Origin of the sequence: Streptacidiphilus neutrinimicus (assembly GCF_000787815.1) — a bacterium.
Lineage (GTDB): Bacteria > Actinomycetota > Actinomycetes > Streptomycetales > Streptomycetaceae > Streptacidiphilus > Streptacidiphilus neutrinimicus.
This window is the reverse complement of sequence record NZ_BBPO01000002.1, coordinates 17,095-32,527: the sequence shown is the minus strand read 5'-3', so window position 1 is coordinate 32,527 and position 15,433 is coordinate 17,095. Positions and strand designations below refer to the sequence as shown.

Sequence of the window (15,433 nt, the reverse complement as noted above, 5' to 3'; positions counted from 1 at the left end):
GCCGCGCCGTCGAGGCCGTGTGGCGCATCGACTCGGCGCGCATCGTGGGCGCGCTGGCCCGCTACACGGGCGACTTCGAACTCGCCGAGGACGTCGCGCAGGAGGCGCTCGCGGAGGCGCTGGTCGCCTGGGCCCGCGACGGCGCGCCCGCGAACCCGGTCGGCTGGCTGCTGGCGACCGGACGGCGGCGCGCCATCGACGCCTTCCGCCGCCGCTCGGCCCGCGACGCGCGCTACGCCCTGCTGGCCGGCCGGCTCACCGAGGGCGCGACGAGCTCCGGCGCCGTCGACCCGACCGCCCCGGCGGACGACCTGCCCTGGGACCCGGACCGGGTGGAGGACGACGTCCTGGCGCTGATCTTCATCGCCTGCCATCCCGTGCTCTCCCCCGAGGCGCGCGTCGCACTGACGCTGCGGGCGGTGGGCGGGCTCACCAGCGAGGAGATCGCGCGGGCGTTCCTGGTGCCGGTCGCCACCGTGCAGGCGCGGATCACCCGGGCGAAGAAGACGATCGCGGCGGCGCGGGTGCCGTTCGAGCTGCCGCCGGCCGAGGAACGCCGCGAGCGGCTCGGCGGTGTGCTGAGCGTGCTGTACGTGATCTTCACGGAGGGGTCGACGGCCACCTCGGGCGACGCGCTGCTCCGGCCTGACCTCGCCTACGAGGCGATCCGGCTGGCCCGCATGCTGGCCGCGCTGCGGCCCGACGAGCCGGAGGTCCACGGGCTGCTCGCGCTGTTCGAGCTCACCGCCGCGCGGTTCCCCGCCCGCACCGGCCCCGACGGCGAGGCGGTGCTGCTGGAGCACCAGGACCGGAGGCTGTGGGACCGCTCCGCGATCCGTCGCGGGCTCGCCGCGCTCGGCCGAGCCTCGGCCGCCGGGCGCGGGCTCGGCCCGTACGGGCTGCAGGCCGCGATCGCCGCCTGCCATGCCGTCGCCCCCTCGGTCGCGGAGACCGACTGGGACCGCATCGTGCTGCTCTACGAGTCGCTCGGGCGGGTCGCGCCCTCGCCCGTCGTGGAGCTGAACCGCGCGGTCGCCGTCGCGATGGGCCACGGCCCGCAGGCGGCCCTCGACCTGGTGGACGACCTCGTCGTCTCCGGCCGGCTCTCCGGATCGCATCTGCTGCCGGGCGTGCGGGGCGAACTCCTGACCCGCCTCGGCCGCACCGCCGAGGCCCGGGCGGAGCTGGAACTCGCCGCCCGCCTGTGCGGGAACGCCCAGGAGCGCGCGGTGTTGCTCCGCAAGGCTGCGGCACTGCCGCGGGACGCGGGCTGAACCCGCCCGCGCGGCTCGCGCCCCGCCGCGAGCCCACGCGTCCCGCGTCCCGCGTCCCGCGTCCCGACGCAGGAGGCCCCGGGCGCGGAACTGCCCTACCCGGTCATCCACCACGGCCGCGCCCGCGAGCTGCTCGGCTGGAAGCCCCGCCCGGCGGAGGCGACGATCGTCGAGTCGGCCGAGAGCCTGCGCGACCTGGGCCTGTCGGCAGCCTGACGGCGGGTTGCGGTCGGCGGCGGACCCTGCGCTAGCATCCGCGCGGGGAGGCAATCATGGGGAAGCTACGCATATCGAGCGGAAGCGCGCTGGGACGGGCCGGTCTGGCCCTCGGGGTCGTGGGTTTCGTCGCGGTCGGTTTCGGGGGCACCAGCTGGGTTCTGGGCAAGGTCTTCGGCTCTTCGCGGAACTCCGCCGGCACGACCACCGCACCGGCCCCTCGGGTCCCGGCGTCGAGCAGCCCGGTCTCCGTCGCGTCCTCCGCGCCGTCCGCTGTGGTCCAGGCCTTCTGCCGGGCGATCAACACGCATGATCTGCGGCACGCGTGGGCCGATCTCGGCGGCAGGAACATGGTCCCGTCCTGGGAGAAGTTCGACGCGGGGTTCGCGGACACGTCGACCCTGTCGTGTGTGATCGGATCCGTTCGGGGTGAGCGGGTCGCGTTCAGGATCGTCGCGTCCCACTACGACCAGACGACGGCCCGGTTCGACGCCGTCTACACGGTCGAGAACGGGGTCATCACGGCGGGCACGATGCAGGCGGTGTGACACGCGTCGCCCCGGGGCCCAGAGGGCGCGTGCCGACGCACGAACGCTCTGGCCCCGGGGCTCCCGAGTCCTGAGCCGAGCCCGGGCTACCGAGCAGCCGGGCCCTCAGGCGCGGGCGGGCTCGGGGGTCCGCTCGCCGCGAGGGCTGCGGGCGCCGGGGATGTCCGCGGCGGCCTGCTGGAGGCCGACGCCGCGGGTCTCCTCGGCCCAGAGGGCGCTGACCAGGAGGCCGAGCGCGGTCAGACCGGCGGCGATCAGCATGGTGGGGCCGATGCCGAGCCCGGTCAGCGAGAGCGGCAGCAGGTAGGTGCCGACGGCGGCGCCGATGCGGCTGACCGAGGTGGCGAAGCCGACGGCGGTAGCGCGGACGGAGGTGGGGAACAGCTCGTTGGGGTAGGTCCAGTCGAGCACGTTCGGGCCGCCGCACAGGAAGGCGTAGGCGCAGAGCGCCGTCAGGGCCAGCAGTGCGGGGGCCGTCGGCCAGACGCCGAGGAAAGCCAGCGGCACGATCATCAGCGCGAACGACCAGACGATCACCGGTCGGCGGCCGCGGGTGTCGATGGCGCGCAGCGCCGGGAAGCAGCCGACCAGGAAGACCAGGCTGATCAGCCCGGTGCCCAGGGTGTCCATCACGGTCCCGCCCGGCAGGCCGAACGCGCCCAGGATGGCGGGGCCGAAGGTCAGCATCGCGAAGAGGGGCGCGACCTGGCAGAGGAAGAACAGCCCGCAGAAGAGGGTGCGGCGGCGGTAGCGCGCGCTGAACAGCACCCGCAGCGAGCCGGTGTCCAGGCGCTCGCCGCCCGACGGCTCGCCGGCCAGCAGGTCCTGGACGGTGACCTCGGCGCCGAGGTGCTCGCGCACCAGCTCGACGGCCTCCGCGCCGCGCCCGTTGCGGGCCAGCCACAGCGGCGACTCCGGCGAGCCGCGGCGCACCAGCATGAAGAACACGCACAGCACGGCCGGGCTGGCGAGCAGCCAGCGCCAGCTGTCCTGGCCGCCCAGCTGAATGCAGACGTAGCCGACCACGTAGGCGAGGACGGAGCCCGCGTACCAGGCGATGATCTGCTGGCCCAGCAGCCGTCCGCGGTGCTTGACCGGGAGCCACTCCGCCAGCAGCGAGGTCGCGATCGGGTAGTCGGCGGCGACCGCCATGCCGAGGAGCAGGCGCAGCGCCACGATCGCCCACACCTCGGTCACCCAGAACGAGGCGACCGAGCAGGCCAGCATGACCAGCAGGTCCGCGGTGTACATCACCTCGCGGCCGATCTTGTCGGTCAGCACGCCGAAGACCGCTCCGCCGACGAACATCCCGGCCAGGGCGGCGGCGCCGATCAGGCTGACGGCCCCGGTGCTGAGCCCGAGCTCGGGCTTCATGCCGATCAGGGCGACGCCGACGACGCTGAGGATGTACCCGTCCAGCATCGGCCCGCCGGAGCAGGCCAGGGCGAGGCGACGGTGGAACGCCGCGTAGGGGGCGTTGTCGATGGCCGTGGACATACGCGCCTCCTCAGCCGACCACCTCGCCGAGGACGGCGGCAGGGGTGGCGCCGGCGGCGCGCATCGGGGTCTGATCGGGGATGTTCATGATGAAGGCAGGGCTCTCTTCCTGGTCTCGGACGCCTCCGCCCGCCGGCCCGTGACGGGCGCGGCGGGCGGAGGCACGCGAGCTTTCGGTTGCCATACGCAACCGCTTTCACTGTCCCTTATCCTGCACACATGCCGGGACAACATGTCAAGACAGCCCACCATGGGCACCCGCCGAGACATCCCGGCAGAAGCGCCCCCCGGCTACTCGCCCTCGGTGAAGGCCTCGCGGAGGCGGGACTCCTCGTCGGCGGAGAGGTTGGTCTGGAGGAGCTCCGCGTGCCAGCCCTCGAAGGCGGGGCGGACCCGGTCGAGCACGGCGTCTGAGCTGAGCACGAAGAGAGCGGAGGTGCCGGGGGTGACCTTCTCCTTCACGGACTTGATGAAGTCCTCGTCGATGCCGAAGTGGGCGAGGTGGCCGCCCAGCGCGCCACCCGCCGCACCGATCGCCATACCGATCAGCGGGATGAAGAAGATCAGCCCGAACAGAAAGCCCCAGAAGGCGCCGCCCAGCGCGCCCGGCCCGGTCATGTCGCTCAGGTGGCGGGTCCTGGGCTTGCCGGCCCCGGCGGGCCAGCTGATCACGGCCCCGTCCTGAACCTTGATCAGCTCCTGCTTCTGGAGCTGCTTCAGCGTGTCGAGGGCCTCGTCGGCCCCCGTCGCGGTGGGGAACTTCCATACGGTCAACGTCGCCATCACGGTCTCCGGTCTCGCGCGAAGAGGGGGGAACACAGCGGGGAACACACAACGCCTCCCATCGTCGGCCGGGGCCCCTGACCCCGCCACACGGAGCCGACCGCTGGGGCGACCGGCGTCGCCGCCCCGGACGGACGCCGTTCGGTTGCCGCCCGCAGCCGCAGAGCCGACCGTGGAACCCAGCACTCCCCCGGTGCGCCGATCCCGGAAGGACCAGGTGCGGGTCATGGCGGACAGACAGACGGTCAAACGCATCGCGGACTTCATCGAGCCGCTGCGCGTGAAGCCCGGCTCCCGGGTGCACCTGGCGAAGGACTTCGACCCCGGCTTCAAGGGCGGGATGAAGAAGCGCGAGGGCGTCGAGCTGCTGCACACCGGCGTGAAGTTGCTGGCGGAGTACCAGGCGCGGCTGGCCGCGCAGGACACCCACGGGGTGCTGATGTGCCTGCAGGCGCTCGACGCCGGCGGCAAGGACGGGACCATCCGTCACGTCATGAGCGGGGTGAACCCGCAGGGCGTCCACGTCAGCGGCTTCAAGGTGCCCTCCGCGGAGGAGCTCGACCACGACTACCTGTGGCGCTACGCCCAGCGCCTGCCCGCCCGCGGGGACATCGCCATCTTCAACCGGTCCCACTACGAGGAGGTCCTGGTGGTCCGGGTGCACCCGGAGCTGCTGGACCGGCAGAAGCTGCCCCCCGAGGCCCGGGGGCCGGACCTGTGGCACCACCGCTACCGGGCGATCAACGACTGGGAACGCCACCTGACCGAGAACGGGTTCCGGCTGGTCAAGGTCTTCCTGAACCTGTCCAAGGAGGAGCAGCGCCGCCGCTTCCTCAAGCGGATCGACCTGCCGGAGAAGAACTGGAAGTTCTCCGCGGCCGACATCCGCGAGCGCGAGTACTGGGACGACTACCAGAAGGCCTTCTCCGACATGCTGTCGGCGACCAGCACCCCCTGGGCGCCCTGGTACGTCGTCCCGGCCGACCACAAGTGGTTCGCCCGCATCTGCGCCTCGGCCCTGCTGGTGCACACGCTGCTGGATATCGACCCGCAGTATCCCGAGGTCGACAAGAAGACCCGCAAGGCCCTGCGCGCGGCCAAGCACGACCTGGAGGCCGAGGCGCCCGAGGGCGCCGCGCGGGACCCGTACGCGGCCAAGCACCGCAAGGGCCGTGGGTGACGCCCATGACCGAACAGGCCGGCGGCGGAGCCCCGGACCCGGACGCGGCGCCATGGTACGCACGCCCCGCGCAGGAGGTGGCGAGTCGCCTCGGAGTGGACCCGGAGACGGGGCTCAGCGGCGCCCGCGCCGCCGAACTGCTCGCCGCGCACGGGCCGAACGCGCTGCCCGAGGAGCAGCCGCGGCCCGAGTGGCTGCGCTTCCTGGACCAGTACCGCAGCTACATGCAGATCATCCTGGTGGCCGCGGCGATCGTCTCCCTCGCGATCAAGGAGTGGTCCACCGGCATCCTGCTGATCGCGCTGACCCTGTTCAACGCGGTCACGGGCCTGCGCCAGGAGGGCAAGGCGGAGAGCGCGATGAACGCGCTCAAGTCGATGATGAAGGCGACGGCGCGGGTGCGGCGGGACGGCGCGGAGACCGAACTCCCGGCCGAACAGCTGGTCGTGGGCGACGTGGTGCTGATCTCGGCGGGCGACGAGGTCCCTGCCGACGGGCGCATCCTCCGGGCCAGTGCGTTGCAGATCGACGAGTCCGCGCTGACCGGTGAGAGCGTCCCCGCGTCGAAGGACGCCGTCGCGCTGACCGGCGCGCAGCTGTCGCCGGGCGACCAGACGAACATGGCGTTCATGAACACCCCGGTCACCCACGGCAGCGCGCTGCTGGTGGTCACCGCGACGGGCTCCGGGACCGAGCTGGGCAAGATCTCCGGGATGCTGTCGGCCACAGAGACCGAGCAGTCGCCGCTCACCCGCGAGCTGAACACGCTGACGCTGTGGATCGCCGGGGCCGCCGGCCTGACCATGATCGTGATGTTCGCCCTGGGTCGCAGCCGGGACCAGGCCTGGGACGCGCTGTTCGTCAGCGCGGTGTCGCTGGCCATCGCGGCCATCCCGGAGGCGCTGCCGACGGTCAGCCAGGTGATCCTCTCGGTCGGCAGCCTCAACCTGGCCAAGCGCCACGCGATCGTCAAAGAGCTGCCGTCCGTCGAGACCCTCGGGTTCACCTCGGCCATCAACTCCGACAAGACCGGCACCCTGACGATGAACCAGATGACGGTCGTCGAGGTGCTCAGCCCCACCGACCGCTACACGGTGTCGGGCACGGGCTACCGGCTGGAGGGCAAGGTCCACCACCCCGTGGGCTCGGCCGAGAGCATCGAGGAGGCCGTCCTGCCCTACCTCATCGCCAACGACGCGAAGCTGGTGGACGACGCGGTCGTGGGCGACCCGACCGAGGGCGCGCTGCTCGTCCTCGGATACAAGGCGGGTCTGGACATCGAGGGCACCAGGGACCGCTTCCCCCGGCTGGCGACGCTGCCGTTCGACCCGGGCTACAAGCTGATGGCCAGCTTCAACGAGGCCAAGGACGCCTCCGGCCGACCCGTGGTGCGCTGCTTCGTCAAGGGCGCGGCGCCGGCGGTGATGTCCCGGGTCACCACCGCGTTGTCGGGCGGCGCGGTCATCCCGTGGGACGCCGACCTGAGCGGGCGCGCCCAGGCGCAGACCGAGCGCATGGGCGGCGAGGGGCTGCGGGTGATGGCCGCGGCCTACCGCGACCTGGACCCGGCGGAGTTCGACCCGGACGGCGACCTGCTGGCGCACGTCACCGACCTGCGCATCACCAGCCTGGTCGCCATGGTCGACCCGCCGCGCGAGGAGTCCAAGGCCGCGGTGGCCAGCGCGAAGGCGGCGCATATCCGCGTGCGCATGGTCACCGGCGACGACGTCACCACCGGCGCGGCCATCGCGCGGCAGCTGGGCATCGAGGGCGAGGCCCTGCTCGGCGCCGACTTCGCGGCGCTGTCCGAGCAGGAGCGGCTGGCCAGGATCGACGACATCGGCGTCGTCGGCCGGGTGGCGCCCGAGCACAAGGTGCTGCTCGCCTCCACCCTCAAGAAGAAGGGCGACGTCGTCGCGATGACGGGCGACGGCGTGAACGACGCCCCGGCCATCAAGGCCGCCGACATCGGCATCGCCATGGGCAGCGGCACCGACGTGGCCAAGAACGCCAGCCGGATGGTCCTCGCCGACGACAACTTCGCCACCATCGTCTACGCGGTGGAGGAGGGGCGGAAGCTCTACGACAACCTCACCAAGTACATCCGGTTCGTCCTGGTGCTGCTGGTGACGTTCGTGCTGACCTTTCTCGGCGCGACCCTCTTCAACATCGCCGCGGGCGAGCCGTTCACGCCCCCGCAGGTGCTGTGGATCCACTTCGTCGTCAACGCCCCGTTCGGCTTCGCGCTCGGCTTCGACAAGGAGAGCGCCGGACTCATGCGCCGCGTCCCGCGACCGCGCGGGGAGTCGGTGCTGACCCGGCCCGTCGTGGTCACCGTGGGGCTCGCCGGTCTCGCGATCACGGTGCTGCTGCTGGCGCTGATCAAGCTGGGCGAGGCGCACTACGGCAGCACGCAGGTGGGCCAGTCGATCGCGTTCACCGCCTTCGCGCTGTGCCTGATCGTGGCGGCGTACGAGTGCCGCAGCGAGCGCGACTCGGTGCTGAGCGTCGCCACCTTCGACAGCAAGCAGATGAACTGGGCGGCCCTGGGCGAGTTCGTGCTTGCGGTGCTGGTCACCCAGATGGACGCGTTCAACCACATCCTGGGGACGACCGACATCAACGTCCGGCAGTTCGGCTGGGCGCTGCTGGCCGCCGTCGCGCTGCTGCTGGTGTGGGAGCTGGGCAAGTTGCTGGCCCGCCGTGCGCCGGCCCCGGCGGAGTCGGCTCAGTCGGCCGAGGCGTCGCCCGCGACCCCCTGATCGCGGGCCCAGGAGCGGTAGGCGTCCACGGCGGTGGGCAGCGTGGGGAAGATCCGCTCGGGGCCGACGGAATCGCTCAGTCCGTAGGCGTCGAGGTCGTCGAGCAGGTCCTGCTTGACCCGCGCCAGGGCGAACACGACGCCGCGCTCCTCCAGCTCCAGCCGCAGGGTGTCCATGGAGTCCAGCGCGGTGATGTCCACCTCGACGTTCGCCTCGGCGTTGAGGACGAACCACCGCACCGGGCCGGGCTGGTCCTCGAGGGCCTCCATCGCGCGGCGGCGGAAGTCCTCGGCGTTGGCGAAGAACAGCGGCGAGTCGTAGCGGTAGACCACCAGGCCGGGGACGGTCCGCGCCTCCGGGTAGTCGTCGACGTCGTGCATCCCGGCCACGCCCGGCACCACGCCGAGGACGGCGTCGTGCGGCCGCGCGACCCGGCTGAGCAGCTCCACCACCGACAGCCCGACCGCGACCAGCACGCCGTAGAGGATGTCCAGGGCCAGCACGCCGGCCAGGCAGGCGAGCGCCAGCAGCAGCTCGCCGCGGCGGAAGGACGACAGCTTGCGGAATCCGGCGACGTCGATCATGCGGACGGCGGCGAACACCACCAGGGCGCCCAGCACCGCGTCGGGGGTGTCGTGCAGCAGCGGGCTGAGGAACAGCAGCACGGCGACCACGCCGAGACCCGCAGCGAGGGTGTAGACCTGGCTCTTCGCGCCCGTCGACTCGCCGATGGCGGTCCGGCTGGCGCTGCTGCTGACGGGGAAGCCCTGGAAGAAGCCCGCGCCGATGTTCACGGCGCCGAGGGCCAGCAGCTCCTGGTTGGCGTCCAGCCGCGGCTCGTCGTCGCGCTTGGCGAAGGCGCGCCCGGTGAGGATGAAGTCGGTGTAGCCGACCAGCAGGATGCCCAGCGCGGGCAGGGCCAGGTGGTGCAGCTGGCCGAGGTCCGGCAGCTTGGGACGCGGCAGCCCGGCCGGGATGTCGCCGATCACCGCGATGCCGTGGTCCTTCAGCGAGAAGGCGGCCGAGACGGCGGTGCCGAGCACCACGGCGAGCAGCGGGCCGGGCAGCCGCGGCAGGAATTTGGCCACCAGCAGCAGGAAGAGCAGCGTGGCGAGGCTGAAGACCACGGTCGGCACGTGGGCCTGGGTGATGTCGGACGCGAACGACTTCAGCTGCGGGAAGAACCCCTCGCCGCGCACGTCGATCCCGGTCAGCTTGGACAGCTGATCCACGATCATGATCAGCGCCACACCGGCCAGGTAGCCGATCAGGACGGGCCGTGACAGCAGGTCGGCGACGAAGCCGAGCCGGGCCAGCCACGCCACCACGCACAGCAGGCCGACCACGACGGCGAGCGTGGCCGCGAGCACGGCGTAGCGGCCGGCGTCCCCGCCGGCCATCGGCGCGACGACGGTCGCGGTCATCAGCGCGGTCGTCGACTCGGGGCCGACCGACAGCAGGCGCGAGGAGCCGAAGACCGCGTACAGCACGATCGCCGGCAGGATCGCCCACAGCCCGGTGACGGGCTGCAGTCCGGCCACGCTCCCGTAGGCCATGACCTGCGGTACGAGATAGGCGGCCACGGTGAGGCCCGCCAGCAGGTCGCCCCGCAGCCAGGCCCGGCGGTAGCGACGGAGGACCGCGAGGCCCGGCAGAGCCGGGACCACGCGGCGCCATCCTCCGTCAGGGGCACCGGCAGACATCGGACTCCTTCCGTCGCGCCTCCTCATGATGCCTCGCGAGGGGTCCGCCGGCCCTTCGCCGGGCCGGTCCCCGGCCTGTGTCGACCGGCGGCGTCGCCCTGGGGCGCGGATCGGCGACCTCGACCGGTGCGGCGGTGATGTGCCGACGCCGGGCTGAGGAGCCATCATCGCTATAGATGCGGAAGGAAGGGTTCCGGATGGTGTCGGCTCGTTCGCGCGCCCGCCTCCTGGCCTGGCTGGCCCTGCTCGCCGACCTGGCCGCGGTCGTCGTACTGGTGTCCACGTCCGGGCTGGGCGGGCTGCTGATCCTGCTGCTCGGGCTCTGCGGCTTGGTGGCCACGGCGGTCGGCGCGTGGTTGGCGGTGGCCCACCGAGGCCTGGTGCGCTGGATCGGCGTCCTGCTGGCGGTGGGCGCCCTGGTGGTCGTCCTGGTCGCCTACACCGACAAAGGGCTGTGGGCGGAGGCGGTCGCGGCGCTGGTCCTGTGGGCCGCGGCGGCGCTCTGCGCCCGCTCGGCGCTGCGGACGGTGCGGCCGCCCAGCGGTATGCGCGCGGTGCGCCGCACGCCTGCACGGCATCCCGTCCTGATCATGAACCCGCGTTCGGGCGGAGGCAAGGTCGGCCGGTTCGGCCTGGTCAAGAAGGCCGAGGCGCTGGGCGCCGAGGTGGTGCTGCTGGACACCTCCGGCGGGCCCGTCGACGTCACCGAGCTCGCCCGGCGGGCGGTGGCGGACGGCGCCGACCTGCTCGGCGTCGCGGGCGGCGACGGGACCCAGGCGCTGGTGGCCGCCGTCGCCGCGGAGCACGGACTGCCCTTCCTGGTGCTGCCGGCCGGCACCCGGAACCACTTCGCCATGGACCTGGGCCTGGACCGCGCCGACCCCTCCCTCGCCCTCGCCGCGCTGGCCGACGGCGAGGAACTGCTGGTCGACCTGGGGACGGTGAACGGTCTGCCGTTCGTCAACACCGTCTCCTTCGGGGTCTACGCGGAGATCGTGCAGAGCCCCGAGTACCGCGACGCCAAGGCGGGCACGGCGCTCGAGGCGCTGCCCGACCTGCTGCTCGGCTACTCCGGCGAACGGCTCGAGGCCGTCGCCGACGAGGTCGTGCTCGAAGGTCCGCAGGCCCTGCTGGTGAGCAACAACCCGTACGCGGGCGCGCAGCCGCTCGGCGCCGCCCGCAGGCCACGGATGGATGGCGGGGTCCTGGGCGTCGTGGGCGTCAGGGTCGCCAACGCGGCCCAGGCGGCGGAGGTCGCCCTCCTCGGCCGGCGGGCCGCGGCGCTGACCGTGCTGACGGCGCACCAGGTCACGGTCGACTCCCCGGCGGGGACCGTCCCGGTCGGGGTGGACGGGGAGGCGCTGCGCCTGGCCACGCCGGTGAGCTGCACGCTCCGGGCGGGCGCGCTCCGCGTGCGGGTCCCCAGGGACCGGCCCGGCGTGCCCGCGGCGCCCGGAGGCCCGCTCGACTGGCGGCGGCTGCTGGCCCTGGCGCTCGGCAGCGCGCTGCCGACGGAGGCGGAGGCAGGCCGGTGACGGCCCGGTCACGCACCGCCCACCCCGAGGATCCCGCCGAGGCGCGGGCACGTTCGCTGTTGCGTCGGCTGCGGTCCGATCCGACCCGCATGCCGGAGGAGCTCGCCGCCTTCGCCGTACGGGAGATGGGCCCGCGTGCCCAGGCGCGCGTCGACGGGCTGCGGCGTCGTCTGCCGGACGCGGACGCGGAGCGACTGCGGGCCGAGACGGTCGCCCACGGCGTGCGCGCCTCGGTCACCGAAGGCGCGTTCGTCGGCGGCCCGTTCCTGGTCTGGATCCCGGTCGCCTTCTGCCGCGCCCTGCTCGCGCAGGCGCAGTTCGTGCTGGAGCTGGCCGCCCTGGCCGGGCGCGATCCGCGGGCGCCCGTGCGCGCGGCTGAGCTGCTGGTGCTCCAGGGAGCCTACCCCGACACAGAGTCCGCCGCCGCGGCGCTGGCCGCGACACCGGCGAACGACGGGCGCGGCTCCGGCGGGGGCGGCTCCGGCGGGCGCGGCCGGACGGCGGGGCTCTGGCAGGTCACCCTACGAATGGCGAGCATCCTCGGGCTGCGCTCCGTCGAGGGGGCGCAGCCGTCGGTCTCGTGGTTGACCCGTCTCGGTCAGTGGCTGCTGCTCACCGTCGTCATCGTGGTGGGGATGGTGGCGCCGTTGGTGTGGCTGCCGTACATGACGGTCTCCTACCAGCGGGCGGGCCGCGCGATCGCCGAGCGGGCGCGCGGGTTCTACTTCGGCGCGACGACCGCGCCGCCGACCTACGCCGAGGCTGAAGCCGGGGGCGGCGCGGACCCCGGCCTGGTCGCGGCCGGCGTGCGGGCCGGCGTCTCGTTCCTGCTCGTCGTGGGCCTGGTGCTACTGGTCCTGCTCACGGACGCGCAGCTGGCCGATCGCCAGTGGCCGCTGCTGGTCGTCGTGCTGGCGGCGTCGTCGGTCGGGTTCGGCGCGTGGTGGCAGCTGCGCCGCCGGGCCCGCGACCGGCGGGCCGAGGAGACCGCCTGACGGGACGGACCCGGACGCCCGCGTCGTCATCGCGCGCCGGAGCTCGGCACCGTCGTGCGGCCCAGGGTCGCCCGGACCCGCCCCTTGACGTGCGCGCGGCCCTCGACCGGCCGCGGCCGCGCGGTGAACGAACCACGCGGCGCCGACCCGGCGCCCGGGGCCTTCACCACGCTGTGCGCCCGCTGCACCTGACGGGCCCCGCCGCCGACGTCCCGGACCACCTCCCACATGTCCGAGAGCACCCGGTGCACGAGCTTGCCCAGGTAGGCGGCCGCGACGATGAGCACGAGACCGGCGGCCTGATGCGCCGTCGACTTGGGACCGGGGGCCTCGGACCCGCGCCCGCCCGGTGAGCGGCCGGTCCCCGCCGACGCGACCTGGTCGCCGGACGGGGTGCCGCCGAAGATGTCCCGGGCGATCCCGACGACCCCCTCGACGGCGTGGGCGGCGGCGAACGCGGCCGCCGACACGCAGACGATCAGCATCGTCTCCGCCAACGGCGTGCCAGGGGACTTGGACGCGCGATGCGCGGATACACCGGTGGGCATGTCACTGCCCTCCTTCTGAGCGCCGGCACCTCGCGGGTGCCCGGCGGCGGCTCCCCCCGGCGGCCTGGGCGTCCGTGACGCACACGGATCGGATGTACGCCCAAGTGTCGGCCCCGATGCCGGCGACCCAAGAAGGGCATGTCGGACCCACTTGGCAGGGCCGAAGGTCCCGGGATCGAGCCGAGCGGGCCACCGCCGCGGAGCCTGCCCGCACATCCACGGTCGGGGCGTCAGAAGGCCCGGTCCCACCCCGGAGAGGCGCCCCGGAGCCGAGAAGAGGAGGGAGCAGCGCCCAGCGGCGACGGGCGGCCTGGTCGGCCGCGTCCACCATGTGCTCCACGGCGTCCGCCGCGGACCGGACGCGGCGACCCCGAGGAACGTTCGATGGCAGCCGCGGCGACACCACGATGGGCCAACGTGCCAGGGCGTGGGCCGCCGCGATGTGCTTCATTGGTCTTCGGGTGATGGCAGCGCCCACCCCTCTCGTGCGCCGCAGGACCGCTTGAGCGTCCTCCTCGCGGCCGCAGCCCTCCGGATCCAGGAGTCGGACCATGCCCTTCGTCACCGTCGGCCAGGAGAACTCCGCCCCGATCGAGCTCTACTACGAGGACCACGGCCAGGGGCGGCCCGTCGTCCTCATCCACGGCTTCCCGCTCAGCGGCCGCGCGTGGGAGCGCCAGGAGCGCGCCCTGCTGGCGGCCGGACACCGCGTCATCACCTACGACCGGCGCGGATTCGGCCGGTCCAGCCAGCCCACGACCGGCTACGACTACGACACCTTCGCCGCTGACCTGCAGTCGCTGCTGACCGCCCTCGACCTGCGCGACGCCGACCTCGTCGGCCACTCCATGGGCGGCGGCGAGATCGCCCGCTACCTCGGCGCGTTCGGCTCCGAGCGGATCCGGCGCGCGGTCATCGTCTCGGGCGTCCCGCCCTACCTGCTGCAGACCGCCGAGACGCCCAACGGCGTCCCGCAGAAGGTGTTCGACGACATCGCGGCGGGGCTCACCGCCGACCGCGCGGCCTACTTCACCGAGTGGAACAAGAACTTCTTCAACCTCGACCAGACCCTAGGCAAGCGCATCAGCCCCGAGGAGGTCCAGGACGCCTGGAACACCGCGGTGGGAGCCTCCCCTACCGGCACGATCGCGTGCGTGCCCACCTGGCACACCGACTTCCGCGCCGACCTGCCCAAGATCGACATCCCGGTCCTGATCCTCCACGGCACCGAGGACCGGATCCTGCCGATCGAGGCCTGCGGCCCGCGCAGCCACGAACTGATCAAGGGCAGCCGGTTCGTGGCCGTCGACGGCGCGGGTCACGGCCTGTGCTGGACCCACGCCGACGAGGTCAACGAGCAGTTGCTCGCGTTCCTGGCCTGAACCCGGGCTTGAGCGCGCGGTTCAGGAGCCGCCGCCACGCGAGGGGCCGAAGAACTCCACCTCGGCGATGGCGACCTGCTTGGTCGGCGAGGCGTTGTAGGCCGAGCGGATGACGAAGCGGACCGAGACGACGTTGTCGAAGCGCAGCGCCTTGGTCTGCGGGCCGACGTTCGGATCCAGGGTCAGCATCTGCGTGTGGAGCTTGCCGTCCGCGGTGGTGACGTCGGCCTCCAGGTTCTGCGGGAGCGCGGAGCTGTCGATGTCGGACGCGTTCGTCGACTCGCCGGGGCTGATGATGACGTCGAGCAGGTCGACCGGCTGGTCGAACCCCGCCTGGATCCACCGGCCCGCGTCGTCGCCCGTGAAGCCCGGCCCCCACCAGGTGTTGTCGTGCTCGTCGAAGGCCAGTTGGGGGCCGTGCTTCGGATAGGAGTCGGACGCGGTGATCTTCGAGGTGTCCGGCGGGATGAGGACCCGCTTGGAGAAGTGGTCGCCCACGGTCTGCGCCACCGAGCCGCTGTCGACCGCGAGTGTGATGACCAGCGCGACGACCGCGGCCGTGACCAGCCAGCCGAGAACCCGGCTCCAGTCGCTGCGCAGTCGCGGACGCTCGCCGGCCCACGGGTTGCGGCGCGGGCCGAAGCCCGGCAGCCGCCGCCACCAGGCGAGCTTGGGCGGGTCCTCGGGACGTCCCTCCATCGACATGGCGCAGCGGCGGCAGAAGTGGCGGTCGGGCCGGTTGCCGGTGCCGCACCAGGGGCAGGGCGTTCCCCCCTCGTCGCCGAGCTCGGCGCCCGGGGCCTGCACCGTCGGCCGCGCGGCGGCCGGCCTCCCCGGCAGCACCGGCACGATGGCCGGCGCGGACTCCTGCTGCTGCGCGTCGGCGACGGGCACCAGCAGTGCGCGGGCCCGCTCCGCCGCCGCGGCAGCGGCCACGGCGGCGGGATCCGGCGCGGCGGGCGCGGCGGTCGGCAGGGGTCGGTGGGGGCCTCCTCGGGCGACGCGGCGGG

Annotated in this window: 13 protein-coding genes; 7 read left to right on the top strand and 6 right to left on the bottom strand. The window is 73.3% G+C overall.

The features are described from left to right. Positions 1-1,274: RNA polymerase sigma factor (locus tag TR48_RS01515; protein ID WP_063770872.1), on the top strand; the 1,274-nt coding region annotated here is incomplete at its 5' end. Positions 1,275-1,546: 272 nt separating this feature from the next. Next, the gene (locus tag TR48_RS38540; protein WP_052442327.1) at positions 1,547-2,038 is read left to right on the top strand and encodes a hypothetical protein; all 492 of its coding nucleotides are present in this window, start codon (positions 1,547-1,549) and stop codon (positions 2,036-2,038) included. A 105-nt stretch (positions 2,039-2,143) separates the two neighbouring features. On the opposite strand, the gene TR48_RS01505 is transcribed toward TR48_RS38540, so the two are convergent. The 3 genes from TR48_RS01505 to TR48_RS01500 form a co-directional block, all read right to left on the bottom strand. Continuing rightward, complete coding sequence (locus TR48_RS01505; RefSeq protein ID WP_042363973.1) at positions 2,144-3,535, bottom strand: MFS transporter; 1,392 nt, start codon at positions 3,533-3,535, stop codon at positions 2,144-2,146. A 10-nt stretch (positions 3,536-3,545) separates the two neighbouring features. Further along, positions 3,546-3,719, bottom strand: a complete 174-nt coding sequence (locus tag TR48_RS42865; protein WP_161789763.1) for a hypothetical protein — start codon at positions 3,717-3,719, stop codon at positions 3,546-3,548. Between the two features lie 107 nt (positions 3,720-3,826). Next, complete coding sequence (locus TR48_RS01500) at positions 3,827-4,318, bottom strand: DUF1269 domain-containing protein (RefSeq protein ID WP_042363972.1); 492 nt, start codon at positions 4,316-4,318, stop codon at positions 3,827-3,829. Positions 4,319-4,544: 226 nt separating this feature from the next. Between TR48_RS01500 and TR48_RS01495 the strand changes: the two genes are divergently transcribed. Both TR48_RS01495 and TR48_RS01490 read left to right on the top strand, forming a co-directional pair. After that, on the top strand, positions 4,545-5,498 hold the full coding sequence (locus TR48_RS01495; protein ID WP_042363971.1) for a polyphosphate kinase 2 family protein: 954 nt from the start codon (positions 4,545-4,547) through the stop codon (positions 5,496-5,498). A 5-nt stretch (positions 5,499-5,503) separates the two neighbouring features. Beyond that, positions 5,504-8,260 (top strand): cation-translocating P-type ATPase, encoded by a 2,757-nt coding sequence (locus TR48_RS01490; protein WP_042363970.1) that lies wholly within the window; start codon positions 5,504-5,506, stop codon positions 8,258-8,260. On the opposite strand, the gene TR48_RS01485 is transcribed toward TR48_RS01490, so the two are convergent. Next, the gene (locus TR48_RS01485; protein WP_042363969.1) at positions 8,227-9,963 is read right to left on the bottom strand and encodes a SulP family inorganic anion transporter; all 1,737 of its coding nucleotides are present in this window, start codon (positions 9,961-9,963) and stop codon (positions 8,227-8,229) included. The two genes, TR48_RS01490 and TR48_RS01485, sit on opposite strands and share 34 nt — an antisense overlap. Positions 9,964-10,160: 197 nt before the next feature. Here TR48_RS01485 and TR48_RS01480 point away from each other — a divergent pair, with 197 nt between their 5' ends. Both TR48_RS01480 and TR48_RS01475 read left to right on the top strand, forming a co-directional pair. Continuing rightward, the gene (locus tag TR48_RS01480) at positions 10,161-11,498 is read left to right on the top strand and encodes a diacylglycerol/lipid kinase family protein (protein WP_042363968.1); all 1,338 of its coding nucleotides are present in this window, start codon (positions 10,161-10,163) and stop codon (positions 11,496-11,498) included. Continuing rightward, a complete protein-coding gene (locus tag TR48_RS01475; protein ID WP_042363967.1) occupies positions 11,495-12,493 on the top strand; it encodes a hypothetical protein in 999 nt (332 codons plus the stop codon). The genes TR48_RS01480 and TR48_RS01475 overlap by 4 nt, the downstream gene beginning before the upstream one ends. A 26-nt stretch (positions 12,494-12,519) precedes the next feature. On the opposite strand, the gene TR48_RS01470 is transcribed toward TR48_RS01475, so the two are convergent. Then, the gene (locus TR48_RS01470) at positions 12,520-13,041 is read right to left on the bottom strand and encodes a hypothetical protein (protein WP_152627745.1); all 522 of its coding nucleotides are present in this window, start codon (positions 13,039-13,041) and stop codon (positions 12,520-12,522) included. A 551-nt stretch (positions 13,042-13,592) separates the two neighbouring features. Between TR48_RS01470 and TR48_RS01465 the strand changes: the two genes are divergently transcribed. Then, positions 13,593-14,423: an alpha/beta fold hydrolase gene (locus tag TR48_RS01465; protein WP_042363965.1), complete on the top strand. Its 831-nt coding sequence runs from the start codon at positions 13,593-13,595 to the stop codon at positions 14,421-14,423. 21 nt (positions 14,424-14,444) lie between these two features. Here the strand turns inward: TR48_RS01465 and TR48_RS01460 are convergent. Continuing rightward, positions 14,445-15,433 (bottom strand): NADase-type glycan-binding domain-containing protein (locus TR48_RS01460; RefSeq protein ID WP_236651961.1); only part of this gene is annotated, 989 nt, incomplete at its 5' end.

What these genes read in the sequence shown, in the direction of transcription:
- TR48_RS38540 (WP_052442327.1), top strand. Translation starts at nt 1,547, where the DNA reads ATGGGGAAGCTACGCATATCGAGCGGAAGCGCGCTGGGACGGGCCGGT.
- TR48_RS01505 (WP_042363973.1), bottom strand. Translation starts at nt 3,535, where the DNA reads ATGTCCACGGCCATCGACAACGCCCCCTACGCGGCGTTCCACCGTCGC.
- TR48_RS42865 (WP_161789763.1), bottom strand. Translation starts at nt 3,719, where the DNA reads ATGGCAACCGAAAGCTCGCGTGCCTCCGCCCGCCGCGCCCGTCACGGG.
- TR48_RS01500 (WP_042363972.1), bottom strand. Translation starts at nt 4,318, where the DNA reads ATGGCGACGTTGACCGTATGGAAGTTCCCCACCGCGACGGGGGCCGAC.
- TR48_RS01495 (WP_042363971.1), top strand. Translation starts at nt 4,545, where the DNA reads ATGGCGGACAGACAGACGGTCAAACGCATCGCGGACTTCATCGAGCCG.
- TR48_RS01490 (WP_042363970.1), top strand. Translation starts at nt 5,504, where the DNA reads ATGACCGAACAGGCCGGCGGCGGAGCCCCGGACCCGGACGCGGCGCCA.
- TR48_RS01485 (WP_042363969.1), bottom strand. Translation starts at nt 9,963, where the DNA reads ATGTCTGCCGGTGCCCCTGACGGAGGATGGCGCCGCGTGGTCCCGGCT.
- TR48_RS01480 (WP_042363968.1), top strand. Translation starts at nt 10,161, where the DNA reads ATGGTGTCGGCTCGTTCGCGCGCCCGCCTCCTGGCCTGGCTGGCCCTG.
- TR48_RS01470 (WP_152627745.1), bottom strand. Translation starts at nt 13,041, where the DNA reads ATGCCCACCGGTGTATCCGCGCATCGCGCGTCCAAGTCCCCTGGCACG.
- TR48_RS01465 (WP_042363965.1), top strand. Translation starts at nt 13,593, where the DNA reads ATGCCCTTCGTCACCGTCGGCCAGGAGAACTCCGCCCCGATCGAGCTC.